Below are 14,862 nucleotides of genomic sequence, written 5' to 3' on the forward strand. Positions count from 1 at the left end.
CCTGCGTGATCGCTGGAACACGGTGCGGCACAGGCTCGTTGGAGATCACATGACCGAGATCGAGACAGAGTTCAGGGCGCGGTTAGGGACAGGATCCGGAACGGAGTTCGGGGCAGGGTCCGGGACGGGATCCGGGACGGAGTTCGAGGCGGAGTTCGAGGCGGGGTCCGGGACCGTCACGCTCGACCGCCGCACCGGCCCGTACGGCGAGGTCGCGCTCCGCCGCACGGGGGCGACGTACGAGATCATCGCCAACGGCTGCTTCCTGATGGACACCTCCGACGGCCGCTCCGAGCGGCTGCTCGTCGACGCCGCGTACGCGGCCCTCGGCCTGCCGACCTCGCCCCTCCCGCCACCCGCCGCCCCTTCCGTGCTGATCGGCGGACTGGGCGTGGGATTTTCGCTCGCGCACGCCGCCGCGCAGGAGCGGTGGGGACGGATCGCCGTCGCAGAGCGTGAGCAGGCAGTGATCGACTGGCACCGGACGGGGCCGCTCTCCGGCATCTCCGGAGCGGCACTCGCCGACCCCCGGGTAACGATCCTGCACACGGACCTGACGGAGCACCTGACATCGTCCTCCGACCGTTACGACGCCCTCTGCCTGGACATCGACAACGGCCCCGACTGGACCGTCACCGAGGACAACCGGAGCCTGTATTCCGCTTCAGGACTCGCCTCCTGCCGGGCCCGGCTGAACCCCGGCGGTGTCCTCGCCGTATGGTCCGCACAACCCTCCGCCGCCTTCGAGGAAGCATTGCGGAATGCCGGATTCAGCTCGGTACGGACCGAAGAGGTCCCGGTTGCCCGAGGTGTCCCGGACGTGATCCATCTCGGCCGGAATCCGGCCTAGACCCCACATAGCCGCAGGCTGGAGGCTCCTCTACGCTGCACCCCATTACCTGACTACCGGGGCGGGACGATGGATCAGACACACACCACCCACAACGGCGGCGCGGCGACCCCCGGCGCCCAGCGGCGGGTCCTCGTCGTCGAGGACGACCAGACGATCGCCGAGGCCATCGCGGCCCGGCTGCGCGCCGAGGGCTTCCAGGTGCAGACGGCCGGCGACGGCCCGGCCGCCGTCGCGGCCGCCGAGAGCTGGCAGCCCGAGCTGCTGGTGCTCGACGTGATGCTGCCGGGATTCGACGGGCTGGAGGTCTGCCGCAGGGTGCAGGCCCAGCGGCCCGTCCCGGTGCTCATGCTCACCGCCCGCGACGACGAGACCGACATGCTGGTCGGTCTGGGGGTCGGCGCGGACGACTACATGACCAAGCCGTTTTCCATGCGCGAACTGGCCGCACGGGTGCACGTGCTGCTGCGCCGGGTGGAACGGGCCGCGCAGGCGGCCACCACCCCGCGCGGCTCCACCCTCCGCCTGGGCGACCTGGAGATCGACCACGCGCAGCGCCGGGTCCGGGTGCAGGCCGAGGACGTGCACCTGACCCCGACCGAGTTCGACCTGCTGGTCTGCCTCGCCGGAACCCCGAGAGCGGTGCTCTCCCGCGAGCAGCTGCTGGCCGAGGTGTGGGACTGGGCCGACGCGTCCGGCACCCGTACGGTCGACAGCCACATCAAGGCGCTGCGCCGGAAGATCGGTGCCGAGCGGATCCGTACCGTGCACGGTGTGGGGTACGCGCTGGAGACCCCGGCGGGGCCGTGACCTCCCGGGACCGCGCCGCCTCACCCGCGGCCTCGCGAGCCGCGTCGCGCGCCGCCTCCCGGGCGAGGGCCCGGGCCGCCCGGATGGCCCGTCCCGGGCCGGGGCTGCGGCCGTTCTCGCCGTTCTCGATCAAGACCAAGCTCGGCATGCTGGTCGTCGTCTCCGTGTTCATCACCACCGGCCTGCTGATGGTGGCGCTGCGCACCAAGACCGAGGTCAGGTTCATCACGGTCTTCTCGGTGATCGCCTCGATGCTGATCACCCAGTTCGTGGCGCACGGCCTGACCGCGCCGCTGGACAACATGACCACCGTCGCCCGAGCGATATCCCAGGGCGATTTCACCCGGCGGGTCCGCGGCGCCGACCGCCGCGACGAGCTGGGCGACCTGGCCGCCACCATCAACGTGATGGCGGACGACCTGGAGGCGGTGGACCGGCACCGCAAGGAACTGGTCGCCAACGTGTCCCACGAGCTCCGCACCCCGATCGCCGCGCTGCGCGCGGTGCTGGAGAACGTGGTCGACGGGGTCTCGGCCGCCGACCCCGAGACCATGCGGACCGCGCTGAAGCAGACCGAGCGGCTGGGCCGGCTGGTGGAGACCCTGCTGGACCTGTCCCGGGTGGACAACGGTGTGGTGCCGCTCAAGGCCCGCCGCTTCGAGGTGTGGCCGTACCTGTCGGGAGTGCTCAAGGAGGCCGGGCTGGCCGCCGGGCAGCGGGCCATGCTGGCCTCCGGCTCCGGCCGGCACACCCGCAAGGACGTCCACCTGCACCTGGACGTGTACCCGCCGGACCTGACCGCCGTCGCGGACGCGGAACGGCTCCACCAGGTGGTGGCCAATCTGATCGACAACGCGGTCAAGCACAGCCCGCAGCACGGCCGGGTCACCGTCCGCGCCCGCGGCGGCGACGCCTCCGGCAGCCTCACCCTGGAAGTGATCGACGAGGGTCCGGGCATCCCGGAGGGGCAGCGGCACCGGGTCTTCGAGCGGTTCAACCGGGGCAGCGCCGGCCTGCCCGGCAGCGGCGACGGAGGCACCGGGCTCGGCCTGGCGATCGCCCGGTGGGCGGTGGAGCTGCACGGCGGTCACATCGGGGTGGCCGAATCCTCGCGGGGCTGCCGGTTCCTGGTCACGCTTCCGGGGAGTCCGAAACCCTCCGGTTGACGTAGGGTTCGAGGTGGGACAGAGATGATCTCGGCCACATGTGCCGGGGATGCGTCAGGGGTGCGAAGCCAGGGGGTCGCAACCTGGCTGTCGCCTACCCGAACCACGCTTGTTTCCCGCCATTCCGGCCCTCGAAACCCGCCGTTCGATGTGACCTGCGCGACGTAAGTCTCGCCCGGCCTGCATCTGACCGCCCGGGAGGCGTAGCCTTTATTCCCGCTGTCCATACCTTGTGAAGCGGAAGAGGGCGGTTGCCGCCGTGTCGCCACAGTCCCCCAGTAACCCGACCACCACGACCGAAGCAGCAGAAGGCGGGAAGACCCCTGCCTCGGGCTTCGGAGCCAACGAGTGGCTCGTCGACGAGATCTATCAGCAGTACCTCCAGGACCCGAACTCGGTCGACCGGGCCTGGTGGGACTTCTTCGCCGACTACAAGCCGGGTGGCGCTGCCTCTCCGGTGAAGGCGGAGCGTTCCACGACGACGGACGGCGCCTCCGCACAGGCCGCCACCACCGTCACCGCGACCGCACCCGCGACCCCGGCCGTTCCGGCCGCCGCCGCTCCCGCCCCGGCCGCACGGGCCGCCGACGCAGCCGCCACGGGGGCGGCCGGCGCCGCGCAGCCCGCCGCACCCGTGTCAGCTCCTGCCCCTGCTCCTGCCACCCCCTCTGGTGCCCCTGCTGTGACTGTCACCTCCCAGACCCCGGCCGCCGCACCGGCCCCGGTCGCTCAGGTCCCCGCCCCTGCTGCCGCCGCTCCCAAGGCCGCGCCCGCCACCGAGGCCCCTTCGGGCCCCGAGCTGGTGACGCTCCGCGGCCCGGCCGCCGCCGTGGCGAAGAACATGAACGCCTCCCTCGACGTGCCGACGGCCACCTCGGTCCGCGCCGTCCCGGTGAAGCTGCTGTTCGACAACCGAATCGTCATCAACAACCACCTCAAGCGAGCCCGGGGCGGGAAGATCTCCTTCACCCACCTCATCGGCTACGCGATGGTGCAGGCCATCAAGGCCATGCCGTCGATGAATTACTCCTTCGCGGAGAAGGACGGCAAGCCCACCCTGGTCAAGCCCGACCACGTCAACTTCGGTCTGGCCATCGACCTGGTGAAGCCGAACGGCGACCGCCAGCTCGTCGTCGCCGGCATCAAGAAGGCCGAGACCCTCAACTTCTTCGAGTTCTGGCAGGCGTACGAGGACATCGTCCGCCGCGCCCGCGTCGGCAAGCTGACGATGGACGACTTCACCGGCGTCACCGTCTCGCTGACCAACCCCGGCGGCCTGGGCACCGTCCACTCCGTGCCCCGCCTGATGCCCGGTCAGTCCGTCATCATGGGCGTCGGCTCCATGGACTACCCGGCCGAGTTCCAGGGCACCTCCCAGGACACCCTGAACAAGCTGGGCATCTCCAAGGTCATGACCCTGACCTCGACCTACGACCACCGGGTCATCCAGGGCGCGGCCTCCGGCGAGTTCCTGCGCATCGTCGCCAACCTCCTGCTCGGCGAGAACGGCTTCTACGACGACGTCTTCGAGGCGCTGCGGATCCCGTACGAGCCGGTCCGCTGGAACCGCGACATCGACGCCTCGCACGACGACGACGTCACCAAGGCCGCCCGCGTCTTCGAGCTGATCCACTCCTACCGGGTCCGCGGCCACGTCATGGCCGACACCGACCCGCTGGAGTACAAGCAGCGCAAGCACCCCGACCTGGACATCACCGAGCACGGCCTCACCCTGTGGGACCTGGAGCGCGAGTTCGCGGTCGGCGGCTTCGCCGGCAAGTCGATGATGAAGCTCCGCGACATCCTCGGCGTGCTGCGCGACTCGTACTGCCGCACCACCGGCGTCGAGTTCATGCACATCCAGGACCCCAAGCAGCGCCGCTGGATCCAGGACCGCATCGAGCGCGCGCACTCCAAGCCGGAGCGCGAGGAGCAGCTGCGCATCCTGCGCCGCCTGAACGCGGCCGAGGCCTTCGAGACCTTCCTGCAGACGAAGTACGTCGGCCAGAAGCGCTTCTCCCTGGAGGGCGGCGAGTCGGTCATCCCGCTGCTCGACGCGGTCATCGACTCCGCGGCCGAGGCCCGCCTCGAAGAGGTCGTCATCGGCATGGCCCACCGCGGCCGCCTGAACGTCCTGGCGAACATCGTCGGCAAGTCCTACGCGCAGATCTTCCGCGAGTTCGAGGGCAACCTCGACCCGAAGTCGATGCACGGCTCCGGCGACGTGAAGTACCACCTGGGCGCCGAGGGCACCTTCACCGGCCTGGACGGCGAGCAGATCAAGGTCTCGCTGGTCGCCAACCCCTCCCACCTGGAAGCGGTCGACCCGGTCCTGGAGGGTGTCGCCCGCGCCAAGCAGGACGTCATCAACAAGGGCGGCACGGACTTCACCGTCCTCCCCCTCGCCCTCCACGGCGACGCGGCCTTCGCCGGCCAGGGCGTCGTCGCCGAGACGCTGAACATGTCGCAGCTGCGCGGCTACCGCACCGGCGGCACCGTGCACGTGGTCATCAACAACCAGGTCGGCTTCACCGCCGCCCCGGAGTCCTCGCGTTCCTCGATGTACGCGACCGACGTGGCCCGCATGATCGAGGCGCCGATCTTCCACGTGAACGGTGACGACCCGGAGGCCGTGGTCCGCGTCGCGCGGCTCGCCTTCGAGTTCCGCCAGGCGTTCAACAAGGACGTGGTCATCGACCTCATCTGCTACCGCCGCCGCGGTCACAACGAGTCGGACAACCCGGCGTTCACCCAGCCGCTGATGTACGACCTGATCGACAAGAAGCGCTCGGTGCGCAAGCTGTACACCGAGTCCCTCATCGGTCGCGGCGACATCACCCTGGAAGAGGCCGAGCAGGCCCTGCAGGACTTCCAGGGCCAGCTGGAGAAGGTCTTCGCGGAGGTCCGCGAGGCCGCCTCGCAGCCGATCGCGGGCGCCCCGGTGCCGGTCGCGCAGGCCGAGTTCCCGACCGCGGTTCCCACGGCCGTCTCCTTCGAGGTGGTCAAGCGGATCGCCGAGTCCCAGGTCAGCGTCCCCGAGGGCGTCACCGTCCACCCGCGCCTGCTGCCGCAGCTGCAGCGCCGCGCGGCGATGATCGACGACGGCACCATCGACTGGGGCATGGGCGAGACCCTGGCTTTTGGATCGCTGCTGATGGAGGGGACCCCGGTCCGGCTGTCCGGCCAGGACTCCCGCCGCGGCACCTTCGGCCAGCGGCACGCGGTGCTCATCGACCGGGAGACCGGCGAGGACTACACCCCGCTGCTGTACCTGTCCGAGGACCAGGCCCGGTTCAACGTCTACGACTCGCTGCTCTCCGAGTACGCGGCCATGGGCTTCGAGTACGGCTACTCGCTGGCCCGCCCGGACGCGCTGGTGCTCTGGGAGGCCCAGTTCGGTGACTTCGTCAACGGCGCGCAGACCGTCGTCGACGAGTTCATCTCCTCGGCCGAGCAGAAGTGGGGCCAGACCTCCGGCGTCACCCTGCTGCTGCCGCACGGCTACGAGGGCCAGGGCCCGGACCACAGCTCCGCCCGCCCCGAGCGGTTCCTGCAGCTGTGCGCGCAGAACAACATGACGGTGGCCATGCCGACCCTGCCGTCGAACTACTTCCACCTGCTGCGCTGGCAGGTCCACAACCCGCACCACAAGCCGCTGATCGTCTTCACCCCGAAGTCGATGCTGCGTCTGAAGGCGGCGGCGTCGAAGGCGGAGGAGTTCACCACCGGCTCGTTCCGTCCGGTGATCGGCGACAGCACGGTCGACCCGAACGCGGTCCGCAAGGTCGTCTTCTGCGCCGGCAAGGTCTACTACGACCTGGAGGCCGAGCGGCAGAAGCGCGGCATCACGGACACCGCGATCATCCGCATCGAGCGCCTGTACCCGCTGCCGGGTGCCGAGCTCCAGGCCGAGATCGCGAAGTTCCCGAACGCGGCGAAGTACATCTGGGCGCAGGAGGAGCCGGCGAACCAGGGTGCGTGGCCGTTCATCGCGCTGAACCTGATCGACCACCTGGACCTGGCGGTCGGCGCGGACGTCCCGGCGGGCGAGCGCCTGCGCCGGATCTCCCGCCCGCACGGCTCGTCCCCGGCGGTCGGTTCGGCCAAGCGCCACCAGGCCGAGCAGGCGCAGCTGGTCAACGAGGTCTTCGAGGCGTAACCGCCCCGGAAGCCACGGCGTACCGGAAGGCCCGGCCCCGCAGAGCGGGGGCCGGGCCTTCCGGCTGTGCGGACCCGGGCGGTCGGGTCAGAAGCGCGGGGTGCCGTTCGGGAACGGCACCGCCGGGGATCCGGACCCCGACGGGCTGGGGGCCACCCGGCGCGAGGCGTCGGCGGGCGGGTTCTTGCAGGTCAGGTCCTTGGCCGGGAGCCGGCCCGTGGACAGGTAGTCGTTCACCGGGGCGTTGACGCAGGAGCGCGGGTCGAAGAGGTACACGGCGTGTCCCTCGCCGCCGGCCGCGAGGACCATCCGGGAGCCCTTCAGGGCGCGGTGCATGCCCTGGCCGCTGACCAGCGGGGTCTGCGAGTCCCATTCGTTCTGCACGGTCAGCACGTTCGCCTGCTTGTTCATCGGGGTGGCCGCCTCGGCGGGCCGGTCCCAGAAGGCGCACGGTTTGATGTTGGAGGCCATGTCCCCGTACAGCGGGTACTTCTTCTTGTCCGCCGCCGCGTCCCGGGCGTACTGCTCGGTGTAGCGGGGCCAGGCGGCGGTGTCCCCGCAGACCACGGCCCAGAAGACCGCGCTGCCGTTGTCCGCCGGCGCCCCGGGCTCCGCGCCGCGGGCCGGGCCGGCGTACGCGTCGGCGAGGAGCGTGCCGGGCAGCAGCTTCCTCAGGTCGTCGGCCGTGGCCCGGTTCTTCGGCAGCGGCTTGCCCTCGGCCGCGGCCTTGAGCTGCTTGACGATGTCCGAGGCCTGCTGCGGGTAGAAGAAGATCGCCCGGCCGGCCCGGATGTCGTCGCCCTTGAGCTTGGTGCCGAAGAAGTCGATCGGCTTCTTGTCGGCCTGGGCCACCAGGCCCCAGAAGGTCTTCGACACCGCGTCCGGGGTGGTGCCGAGCCCGTACGCGCCGTTGCGCTCCGCCGCCCATCCCGTCCAGCGCTTGAAGGCGGGTTCGGCCTCGGTGGCCCACACCTGGATCATGCCGCGCCAGGCGCGCTGCGGGTCGACCGCGCTGTCCAGCACGAAGCGGTCGGTGCGCTGCGGGAACATCTGCGAGTAGACCGCGCCGAGGTAGGTGCCGTAGGAGTAGCCGACGAATGAGGTCTTCTTCTCGCCCAGGACGGCGCGGACGGTGTCCATGTCGCGGGCGGTGTTGCGGGTGGTGATGTGGCGGAGGACGTCGCCGGACTTCTCCCGGCACTTGTCGGCGACGGTGCGCGCCCAGGCGATGTCGGCGGCGTAGGTCCCGGGCCGGTAGGCGCGGTCGAAGTTCTCTTCGGCTGCGGTGAGACCGCAGGTGATGGGGTTACTCCTGCCGACGCCGCGCGGGTCGAAGCCGATGAGGTCGTACCGCTCGCGCACGTCCTTGGGCATGAGCTGGTTCATCATCAGCGGCATGTCGAGGCCGGAGCCGCCCGGGCCGCCCGGGTTGGACAGCAGGATGCCGTGCCGCTTGCCGGGGTCGGTGCTCTTGATCCGGGATATCGCGAGGTCGATCTTCCGGCCCTCGGGGCGCCGGTAGTCGAGCGGCACCTTCAGGGTCGCGCACTCGTACGCGGCCGGCTGGTCGGCCGCGCAGCGCTGCCAGTTCGGCTTCTGCTTCAGGTACGCGGCGTCCGCGCCCGCGGCAGTGGCCTGGGTCGCGGTGAGCAGGGGCACGGTGGTGGCCATGAGACCGGCGGCGGCGAGCAGCGGTGCGAGGGATTTCCTGCGCAACAGGACCGTCCTTGGGTTGGGCGAAGTCGCTTACCCGTTCACCCTGTTGCACGCGCGGGCGTGGCGAATCATCCCGAAGGCCGGGCCTTTGTGCGCCTTGCGTATGAGCCAGGTTCCGGACAAGTGGCCGAAACGCCGCGCATCCGCTCCCCCTCCGGTGCGGTCTACGGCTGGGGTTCGAAGTCCCAGTACGGGCGCACGCGCTGGCGGGCCGACACGGTGTGGACGTGCTGCGGGCCCAGGGTCCGGGCGAGGGACTTGAGGCCGGCGTCCTCGTGCTTGGCGGCCTCCTCCATCCGGCCCGTGGAGCGGAGGTCGGCGGCGAGGGCGATCTGCGCGGTGAGGGTCATGGGGTGGTCGGTGCCGAGGACGCGTTCCGCGGTCCGCAGGGTGTCCCGGCTGAGGTCCAGCGCGTCGGCGAAGCGGTCGGTGATGTTGCGGCAGCCGGCCGCGTTGACGGCGCAGCCCAGGGTCCAGGGGTGCCGGTCGCCGAGGGCGCCGCGCATGCCGACGAGGGCCTGTTCGCAGAGGCTGAGGGCGGCCTCGCGTTCGCCCTGGGCGCGCAGCACGAGGCCGAGGTTGCCGACGGTGCCGATGCTGTACGGGTGGGCGAGGCCGAGCTGGGTCTGGTAGCCGCGGACCACTTCCTCGGAGATCCGGCGGGCCTCCTCGATGTCGCCGTACTCGCGCAGGTAGGTGGCGTAGTCGGAGGCGACCATCAGGGTCCAGGGGAACTCCGCCCCGTGCACCCGGGTGGAGCGCTCCCAGACGCTGCGCAGCCGGGCGCCGGCGCCCGGGATGTCGCCGGAGCGGCGCAGGCACTGGCCGAGGTTGTGTTCGGCGCGGAGGGTCTGCGGGTGGTTGGTGCCCAGGACGGCGGCGTTGAGCTTGAGGCCCTGTTCCTGGCGGGCCAGGGCCTCCCGGTAGCGGCCCATCAGGCGCAGGCCCATCGCGCAGCCGATGCCGCTGGAGAGGGTCGCGATGTGCCGGACGCGGAGCACCCGCTCGCGGCGGCGCAGGGTGTCGAGGTCGGCCTCGTAGGACTCCTGGTAGCGGCCGAGCAGCCGGAGCACCACGGCGACGTTGTTCTCGGCGTTGAGGGTCATGGAGTCGTCCTCGCCGAGCAGTTCCCGGTAGGCGACGAAGCAGTGCTCCAGGAGTTCCCTGGCCTGTTCGAACTTGGCGGTGTTCAGCAGGACGGCGGCGTACGTGCTGATGGCGCGCAGGGTTTCCAGGTCGCGGTCGCCGCGCTCGGCGCGGAGCCGGTCGGCGATGGCCTTGCTGAGCACCTCGGCCCGGCGGAAGTGGCCGAGCATGCGCAGCGCGCCGCCGTAGTGGTAGCTGAGTTCCCTCACCTGGTCGTGCCGTTCGCCGAGCATGGCCCGCCAGGCGGTGTCGGTCTGCTCGGCCAGCCGCAGGCAGGTCCGGTACTCGCCGGCCAGGATCAGGTAGCGCAGGCAGCGCAGCAGGAAGTTCTGGATCCGCGGGTTGGAGCTGGTGAGGACCCCCGACGGCTCCAGGTGCGGGATGAGTTCGGCGTAGCGGGGCCAGAGCCGGGAGTCGGTGGGCCGGCCGGGGTCGGCGGCGGCCAGCACCTGGCGGACGGCGCGGGAGAGCGCGTCCGCCTCCTCCTCGCCGAGGTTCTCCCGGACGATGCCGTGCACCATCCGGTGCAGCTGGACGGTCTCGGTGCCGCCGCCGCCCTCCTCGACGGCCAGGTCGGAGTACTCCAGCCGGACCACGGAGAACTGCACCAGCTTGTTGAGGGCGGCGTTCCACCGGACCTGGTCGTTGATCAGCCCGGCCAGCTGTTCGGGGACGTCGTCGAGGGGGAACTCGCGGAGCAGCCGCAGCGGCACCCGGCCGGGGGCGAAGAACACGAACAGCCGGAGCAGGGCGAGGGCGTCGGGGAAGTTCTCCCGGACGTTGTTGAGGAGTATCGCCAGCGCGGTGGGGAAGGGCAGCGGGTAGTCCTCGGAGACGGTGACCGCCTCCCGGGAGTCCAGGCGGCGCTGGAGCAGGTTCAGGTAGTCGCTGACGGTGAGCGGGGAGTCGGCGAGCCAGCCCGCGGTCTGGTCGAGGGCGAGGGGGTAGTCCTCCAGGGCCTCGGCGAGCTGGTCGGCCTCGCCGGCGGTGAGCCGCAGGGCGCGGCGGCGGATGAAGGTGATCGACTCGGGCCGGGCGTAGAGCGGCACTTGCACGAGGTGGGTGCGGCGGGAGGCCCACTCGTGGTTCCGGGAGGTGATGATCACGTCTCCGGCGCCGGCGGGCAGCAGGTCGGCCAGGTCGTCGGGGTTGTCGCAGCCGTCGAAGACCATCAGCCAGCGGCTGTAGGGGTTGCCGCGGCGCAGCGCTTCGAGCACGGCCCGGATCTGCTCGCCGTAGCTTCCGGCACCGCGCGGCAGGCCGAGCTCGGGGGCCAGGTCGGCGAGCCGCTCGCGGAGGGTGGGCCGGTCCTCGGCGGGCACCCACCACACCACGTCGTACTCGGAGGCGAACCGGTACGCGTACTCGGTGGCGATCTGCGTCTTGCCCACGCCGGACAGGCCGAGCAGGGTCACCACGGAGGCGCCGGGCGGGGCTTCGGCGAGGGCTTCCCGCAGGGCGCCGATGACGTCGTTGCGGCCGGTGAAGCGGGGGTTGCGGCGCGGCACCCGGCCCCACACCTCGGGCGGGTCGTTGGGGAAGCGGGGGCCCCGGCGGCCGCTCTCGGCGCCGACCCGGTCGGTGGGCAGCTCCAGCCGGCGCAGCACCCGGTACTCCGCCTCGTACGCGTCCAGGCCCCACAGGTCGGTCTTCTCCAGCGCGGCCACGGCGGTGGGCAGCGTGGCGTCGGTCAGGCAGACCGCGGCGAACCGGTCGGGGTGGGCCTCGGTCACCGCGCGGAGGGCGGCGTTCCACTCGTCCTCGGTGTGGGTGCCGGCGGAGAAGTAGCGCTCGCTGAGCACGAGGACGATCTTTCCGGCGGCCCGGGTGAGGTCGTCGAGGGCCTCGGCGATCCCGGGGTCGCGCTGCGGGTCCCAGCGCTGGAGGGTGACGCGGTGGCCGTGTTCCTCCAGCCGGTGGGCGATCCACACGGCCCAGGGGCGGTTGAACCCGGCGAAGCTGATGACGAAGCGCTGGGCCTGCACGGCGAGGGTCATTGGGGCCGCCTCCCTCGGGTCCGGGGTGTGGACGGGAACAGCAATGTAGCGCAGGTCACAGTCGCTCAACCTCGTGCGGAGGCGGCGAGTTCGGGGTGGGCCGCGCACCAGGCGCGGCGTTCCTGTTCGAGGGCGCGGCGGGCGGTGGCGTGCTGGTCGGCGGGCGGCGGAAGCTCGTCCATGGCCCGTTCGGCCTCGGCCATGCCCGCCACGAACTCCACCCCGGCCCGGGTGAGTTGGGTCTCGCGCCGGAGGACGGGGAGGACCGCGGCCACCTGGGCCCGGCAGCGGGCGTGGCAGGCCCAGGCGGCGCGGGCGCCGTAGAGGGCGGCGCGCTGCCAGTAGCAGGCCAGGGCCAGATGGGCGTACGCGCCGTGCAGGAGCCCTTCCAGCGGGCGCGGGTCGGTGCGCCAGGGGGCCCAGTGGCGGGCGGTCGCGTCGGCGGTGTGCAGCGGCAGGACGTCGGTGAGGGCACCGAGCTTGCCGTGCTGGGTCTCGTGCACCAGGGTCGCGGCGAGGGCCGGCGGGGCCTGGCCGCGGGCGAGGACGGAGCCGGCGGCGGCCGGGAGGGTGGCGCCGGCCGAGCGGGTGCCGCCGGCCAGCGGCACGACGGAGCGCAGCAGGGCGGCGATCTCGCGGGCCCGGGCGGTGTCGTAGCGCTCCAGCAGGGTGAGGGCGCCGGTCCACTGGGTGTCCCACCGCTTGTGCCCCTTGGGGGTGAGGCGGCGGGCGGGGCGTACGGGGCCGGGCCGGCCGGGGGCGGCCCGGTACGGGTCGAGGTCGTCGAGGGCGGTACGGCCGCCGGGCAGGGTGTGCAGCGGCAGTACGGCGGGGTGGTCGGGGTCCCAGGTGTCCTCGGAGAGGGGGACCGGGCCGAGCCGGTGCGGGCGCAGCAGGCCGAGGGTGGGCAGGGCGATGCGGCCCTGGACGGGGCGCAGGGTGAGCTCGAAGGGGATGCGGGCCCGCAGGGCGGCCGCGGCGGCGAGGGACCCGAGGTGGGCGAGGTCGGCGGGCGGGCCGGCGGGGGCGTGCAGCCGGCGCAGGGCCTCCTCCGCCCAGACCCCGGTGGAGGGGTAGAGCAGCACGTCTCGGACGGCTCCGGGGTCCTGCCGTTCGGCGGCTTCCAGCAGCTCCCAGTGCGCCCCGGCCTCCCCGCCCGGTGCGGCGTCGAGCACGGCCCGGAGCAGCACCAGCCGCTTGGACCAGCGCACGTCCCGGACCAGTGCGGTGCCCTCCGGGGAGGGCTCGGTGGAGGCGAGGGCCCGCAGGGTGCGGGCGGACACCCGGAACCCGCCCGGCACGGCCCGCCCCGCGGGGCCTCCGGGGGCGGCGGCCCCGTCGGCGCCGGGGGCGGTGCCGGCGCCCGGAGCGCTGCCGACACCGCGGGCCGGGCCGGCTCCGGGTGCAGGGCCGGGCGGGCCCGGCACTCCGGGCGCCCGCTGCCCGGGCAGGGCAGGCCCGGACCGGATCCGGCCCCGCATGGTCTCGTCGGCCGTCATGAGGTCGCCTCCCGGTCGTGCCCGGCGGTGTTCCGCAGCTCCGCATCCGGCCGCGGTGCGAATGCCGATGCGCACCGGCCCGGCCCGGCAGTGGCCGCGGGATCCGGGACCGGCCCCGAAGCCCTGGCGCCGGGCCCGGCGGGGTGCGGGGCCGCGGGGTCGGGGACACGGACGCGGACGCCCGGGGGCGGGGCGGCCGGTCCGGGCGGAGCGCTCCGGCCGTGCGGGGCCGGCCCGGTGGGACGTCCGGCGGGGCCGGCCGTGGCAGCGCTGTGGAGGGCGCCGGCGATGTGGCGGATCAGGCGCTGGAGGTCCGCGCAGTAGACCGACGGCTGGCGGAAGCCGTGGCCCTCGCGGTAGCGGTGGGGGTAGTGGCCGCCGCCGCAGACCGCCACGAGTTCGCAGGAGCGGCAGCCGGCCGGGAGCGCGGCCCGGCCGAGCTGGCGGGCGGCCATCCCGGGGTGGTCGAGGAGGTCGTCGAAGCTGTCCCGGGCCAGGTGGAGTCCGGTCGCGGCGGCGTCCTCGTAGGCGGATTTGAGGGAGTCGGCCTGTTCCAGTGCGCCGTCCGTCTCGATCACGGCGGTGGCCGCCGGGGTCAGGCCCAGGGATTCGGTGGCGGCGGGCAGGCCCAGCAGCAGGGCGATGACCTCCTCGAACAGCCGGATGCCGGTGCGCCGGACCCCGTCGTGCCACCAGCGTTCGAAGACGGCGATCAGCCAGTCCGCGTACGGGGTGGTGCCGGGGGCGGAACCGGGCGGCGGGGTGCTCCAGTTGGCCAGCGGCAGCAGCAGCCCGATCGCGGGCGGGGCGAAGGCGAGCAGGGATTCGTACGTCTCCACCGGGTCCTGCTCGGGGTCGACCACGCAGAGCAGGCCGGCGTAGCTCTCGGGGCGGCGGGCCAGCAGCCGCAGGCCGCGGGCGGCGGCGGCGAATCCGGGCCGTCCGGCGTGGTCCACGCGGCGGGCGTTGTGCGCGGGCAGGCCGCCGTCGAGGCTGACGCCGACCCGGATGCCGGCGGCGGCCAGCGCGTCGAGGCGGCTCGGGGTCAGCAGGGTGGCGTTGGTCTGGACGCCGGCCGTCACCCGGGTCCGGGGCGAACGCCGGGCCAGTTCGGCGCGTATCTCTTCCACCGGCGCGGTGAGTTCCGGGACGGGGGCGAGGAGGGGTTCCCCACCGTGCAGGACCAGGTCCACCCGGGGCAGTTCGTGGGCGGTGGCGTGCTCGGCGATGCGGCGGGCGGCGAGCCGCACGGTGGCCGGGGCCATGGCGGGCGGGCGGTCCCGCCAGCTCTGGTCGGCCATCTCGTAGACGTAGCAGTACGTACAGGCGAGGTTGCAGCGGCTCCGGGTCTTGAGCACGAACTGCCGCACCGGGTGCGGGCGGTGCCCGGCGGCCCGCAGGGCCGGGACGTCCAGCCGCCGGTACGGCCAGGGTGCGTGGCGGCGGTGTGCGGGCAGCACGGAGGGCCGCGCGGTCGTGTGCCTCATCGGCTGCTCCTCTCTCGCCCGGCTGCCGCCGG

At 72.8% G+C, this 14,862-nt stretch carries 8 protein-coding genes; 4 read left to right on the top strand and 4 right to left on the bottom strand.

Annotation, left to right across the window (positions count from 1 at the left end):
• Positions 1–49: 49 nt before the first annotated feature.
• The 4 genes from AB0O36_RS18865 to AB0O36_RS18880 all read left to right on the top strand — a co-directional run bounded on the left by AB0O36_RS18865 (position 50) and on the right by AB0O36_RS18880 (position 6,985).
• Entirely contained in the window at positions 50–850 is an 801-nt protein-coding gene (locus AB0O36_RS18865; RefSeq protein ID WP_365111342.1) for a spermidine synthase, read from the top strand.
• Between the two features lie 69 nt (positions 851–919).
• Positions 920–1,660: a response regulator transcription factor gene (locus tag AB0O36_RS18870; protein ID WP_365111344.1), complete on the top strand. Its 741-nt coding sequence runs from the start codon at positions 920–922 to the stop codon at positions 1,658–1,660.
• 83 nt (positions 1,661–1,743) lie between these two features.
• Positions 1,744–2,826 (top strand): HAMP domain-containing sensor histidine kinase, encoded by a 1,083-nt coding sequence (locus tag AB0O36_RS18875; protein WP_365111346.1) that lies wholly within the window; start codon positions 1,744–1,746, stop codon positions 2,824–2,826.
• Between the two features lie 259 nt (positions 2,827–3,085).
• Positions 3,086–6,985 (top strand): multifunctional oxoglutarate decarboxylase/oxoglutarate dehydrogenase thiamine pyrophosphate-binding subunit/dihydrolipoyllysine-residue succinyltransferase subunit, encoded by a 3,900-nt coding sequence (locus AB0O36_RS18880; protein ID WP_365111348.1) that lies wholly within the window; start codon positions 3,086–3,088, stop codon positions 6,983–6,985.
• Positions 6,986–7,072: 87 nt separating this feature from the next.
• Here AB0O36_RS18880 and AB0O36_RS18885 read toward each other — a convergent pair whose 3' ends face one another.
• From AB0O36_RS18885 to AB0O36_RS18900, 4 genes are all read right to left on the bottom strand, one after another.
• Positions 7,073–8,701 (bottom strand): alpha/beta hydrolase, encoded by a 1,629-nt coding sequence (locus AB0O36_RS18885; RefSeq protein WP_365111351.1) that lies wholly within the window; start codon positions 8,699–8,701, stop codon positions 7,073–7,075.
• 164 nt (positions 8,702–8,865) lie between these two features.
• A complete protein-coding gene (gene fxsT, locus AB0O36_RS18890; protein WP_365111354.1) occupies positions 8,866–11,844 on the bottom strand; it encodes an FxSxx-COOH system tetratricopeptide repeat protein in 2,979 nt (992 codons plus the stop codon).
• 65 nt (positions 11,845–11,909) lie between these two features.
• Positions 11,910–13,343 (bottom strand): HEXXH motif domain-containing protein, encoded by a 1,434-nt coding sequence (locus AB0O36_RS18895; protein ID WP_365111357.1) that lies wholly within the window; start codon positions 13,341–13,343, stop codon positions 11,910–11,912.
• Positions 13,340–14,830 carry an FxsB family cyclophane-forming radical SAM/SPASM peptide maturase gene (locus tag AB0O36_RS18900; protein ID WP_365111359.1) on the bottom strand — a complete coding sequence of 497 codons (1,491 nt, stop codon included), beginning with the start codon at positions 14,828–14,830 and terminating at the stop codon, positions 13,340–13,342. The genes AB0O36_RS18895 and AB0O36_RS18900 overlap by 4 nt, the downstream gene beginning before the upstream one ends.
• Between the last annotated feature and the right edge of the window lie 32 nt (positions 14,831–14,862).

Source organism: Streptomyces sp. NPDC089799 (genome assembly GCF_040684755.1).
GTDB lineage: Bacteria > Actinomycetota > Actinomycetes > Streptomycetales > Streptomycetaceae > Streptomyces.

What these genes read in the sequence shown, in the direction of transcription:
- AB0O36_RS18865 (WP_365111342.1), top strand. Translation starts at nt 50, where the DNA reads ATGACCGAGATCGAGACAGAGTTCAGGGCGCGGTTAGGGACAGGATCC.
- AB0O36_RS18870 (WP_365111344.1), top strand. Translation starts at nt 920, where the DNA reads ATGGATCAGACACACACCACCCACAACGGCGGCGCGGCGACCCCCGGC.
- AB0O36_RS18875 (WP_365111346.1), top strand. Translation starts at nt 1,744, where the DNA reads ATGGCCCGTCCCGGGCCGGGGCTGCGGCCGTTCTCGCCGTTCTCGATC.
- fxsT (WP_365111354.1), bottom strand. Translation starts at nt 11,844, where the DNA reads ATGACCCTCGCCGTGCAGGCCCAGCGCTTCGTCATCAGCTTCGCCGGG.
- AB0O36_RS18895 (WP_365111357.1), bottom strand. Translation starts at nt 13,343, where the DNA reads ATGACGGCCGACGAGACCATGCGGGGCCGGATCCGGTCCGGGCCTGCC.
- AB0O36_RS18900 (WP_365111359.1), bottom strand. Translation starts at nt 14,830, where the DNA reads ATGAGGCACACGACCGCGCGGCCCTCCGTGCTGCCCGCACACCGCCGC.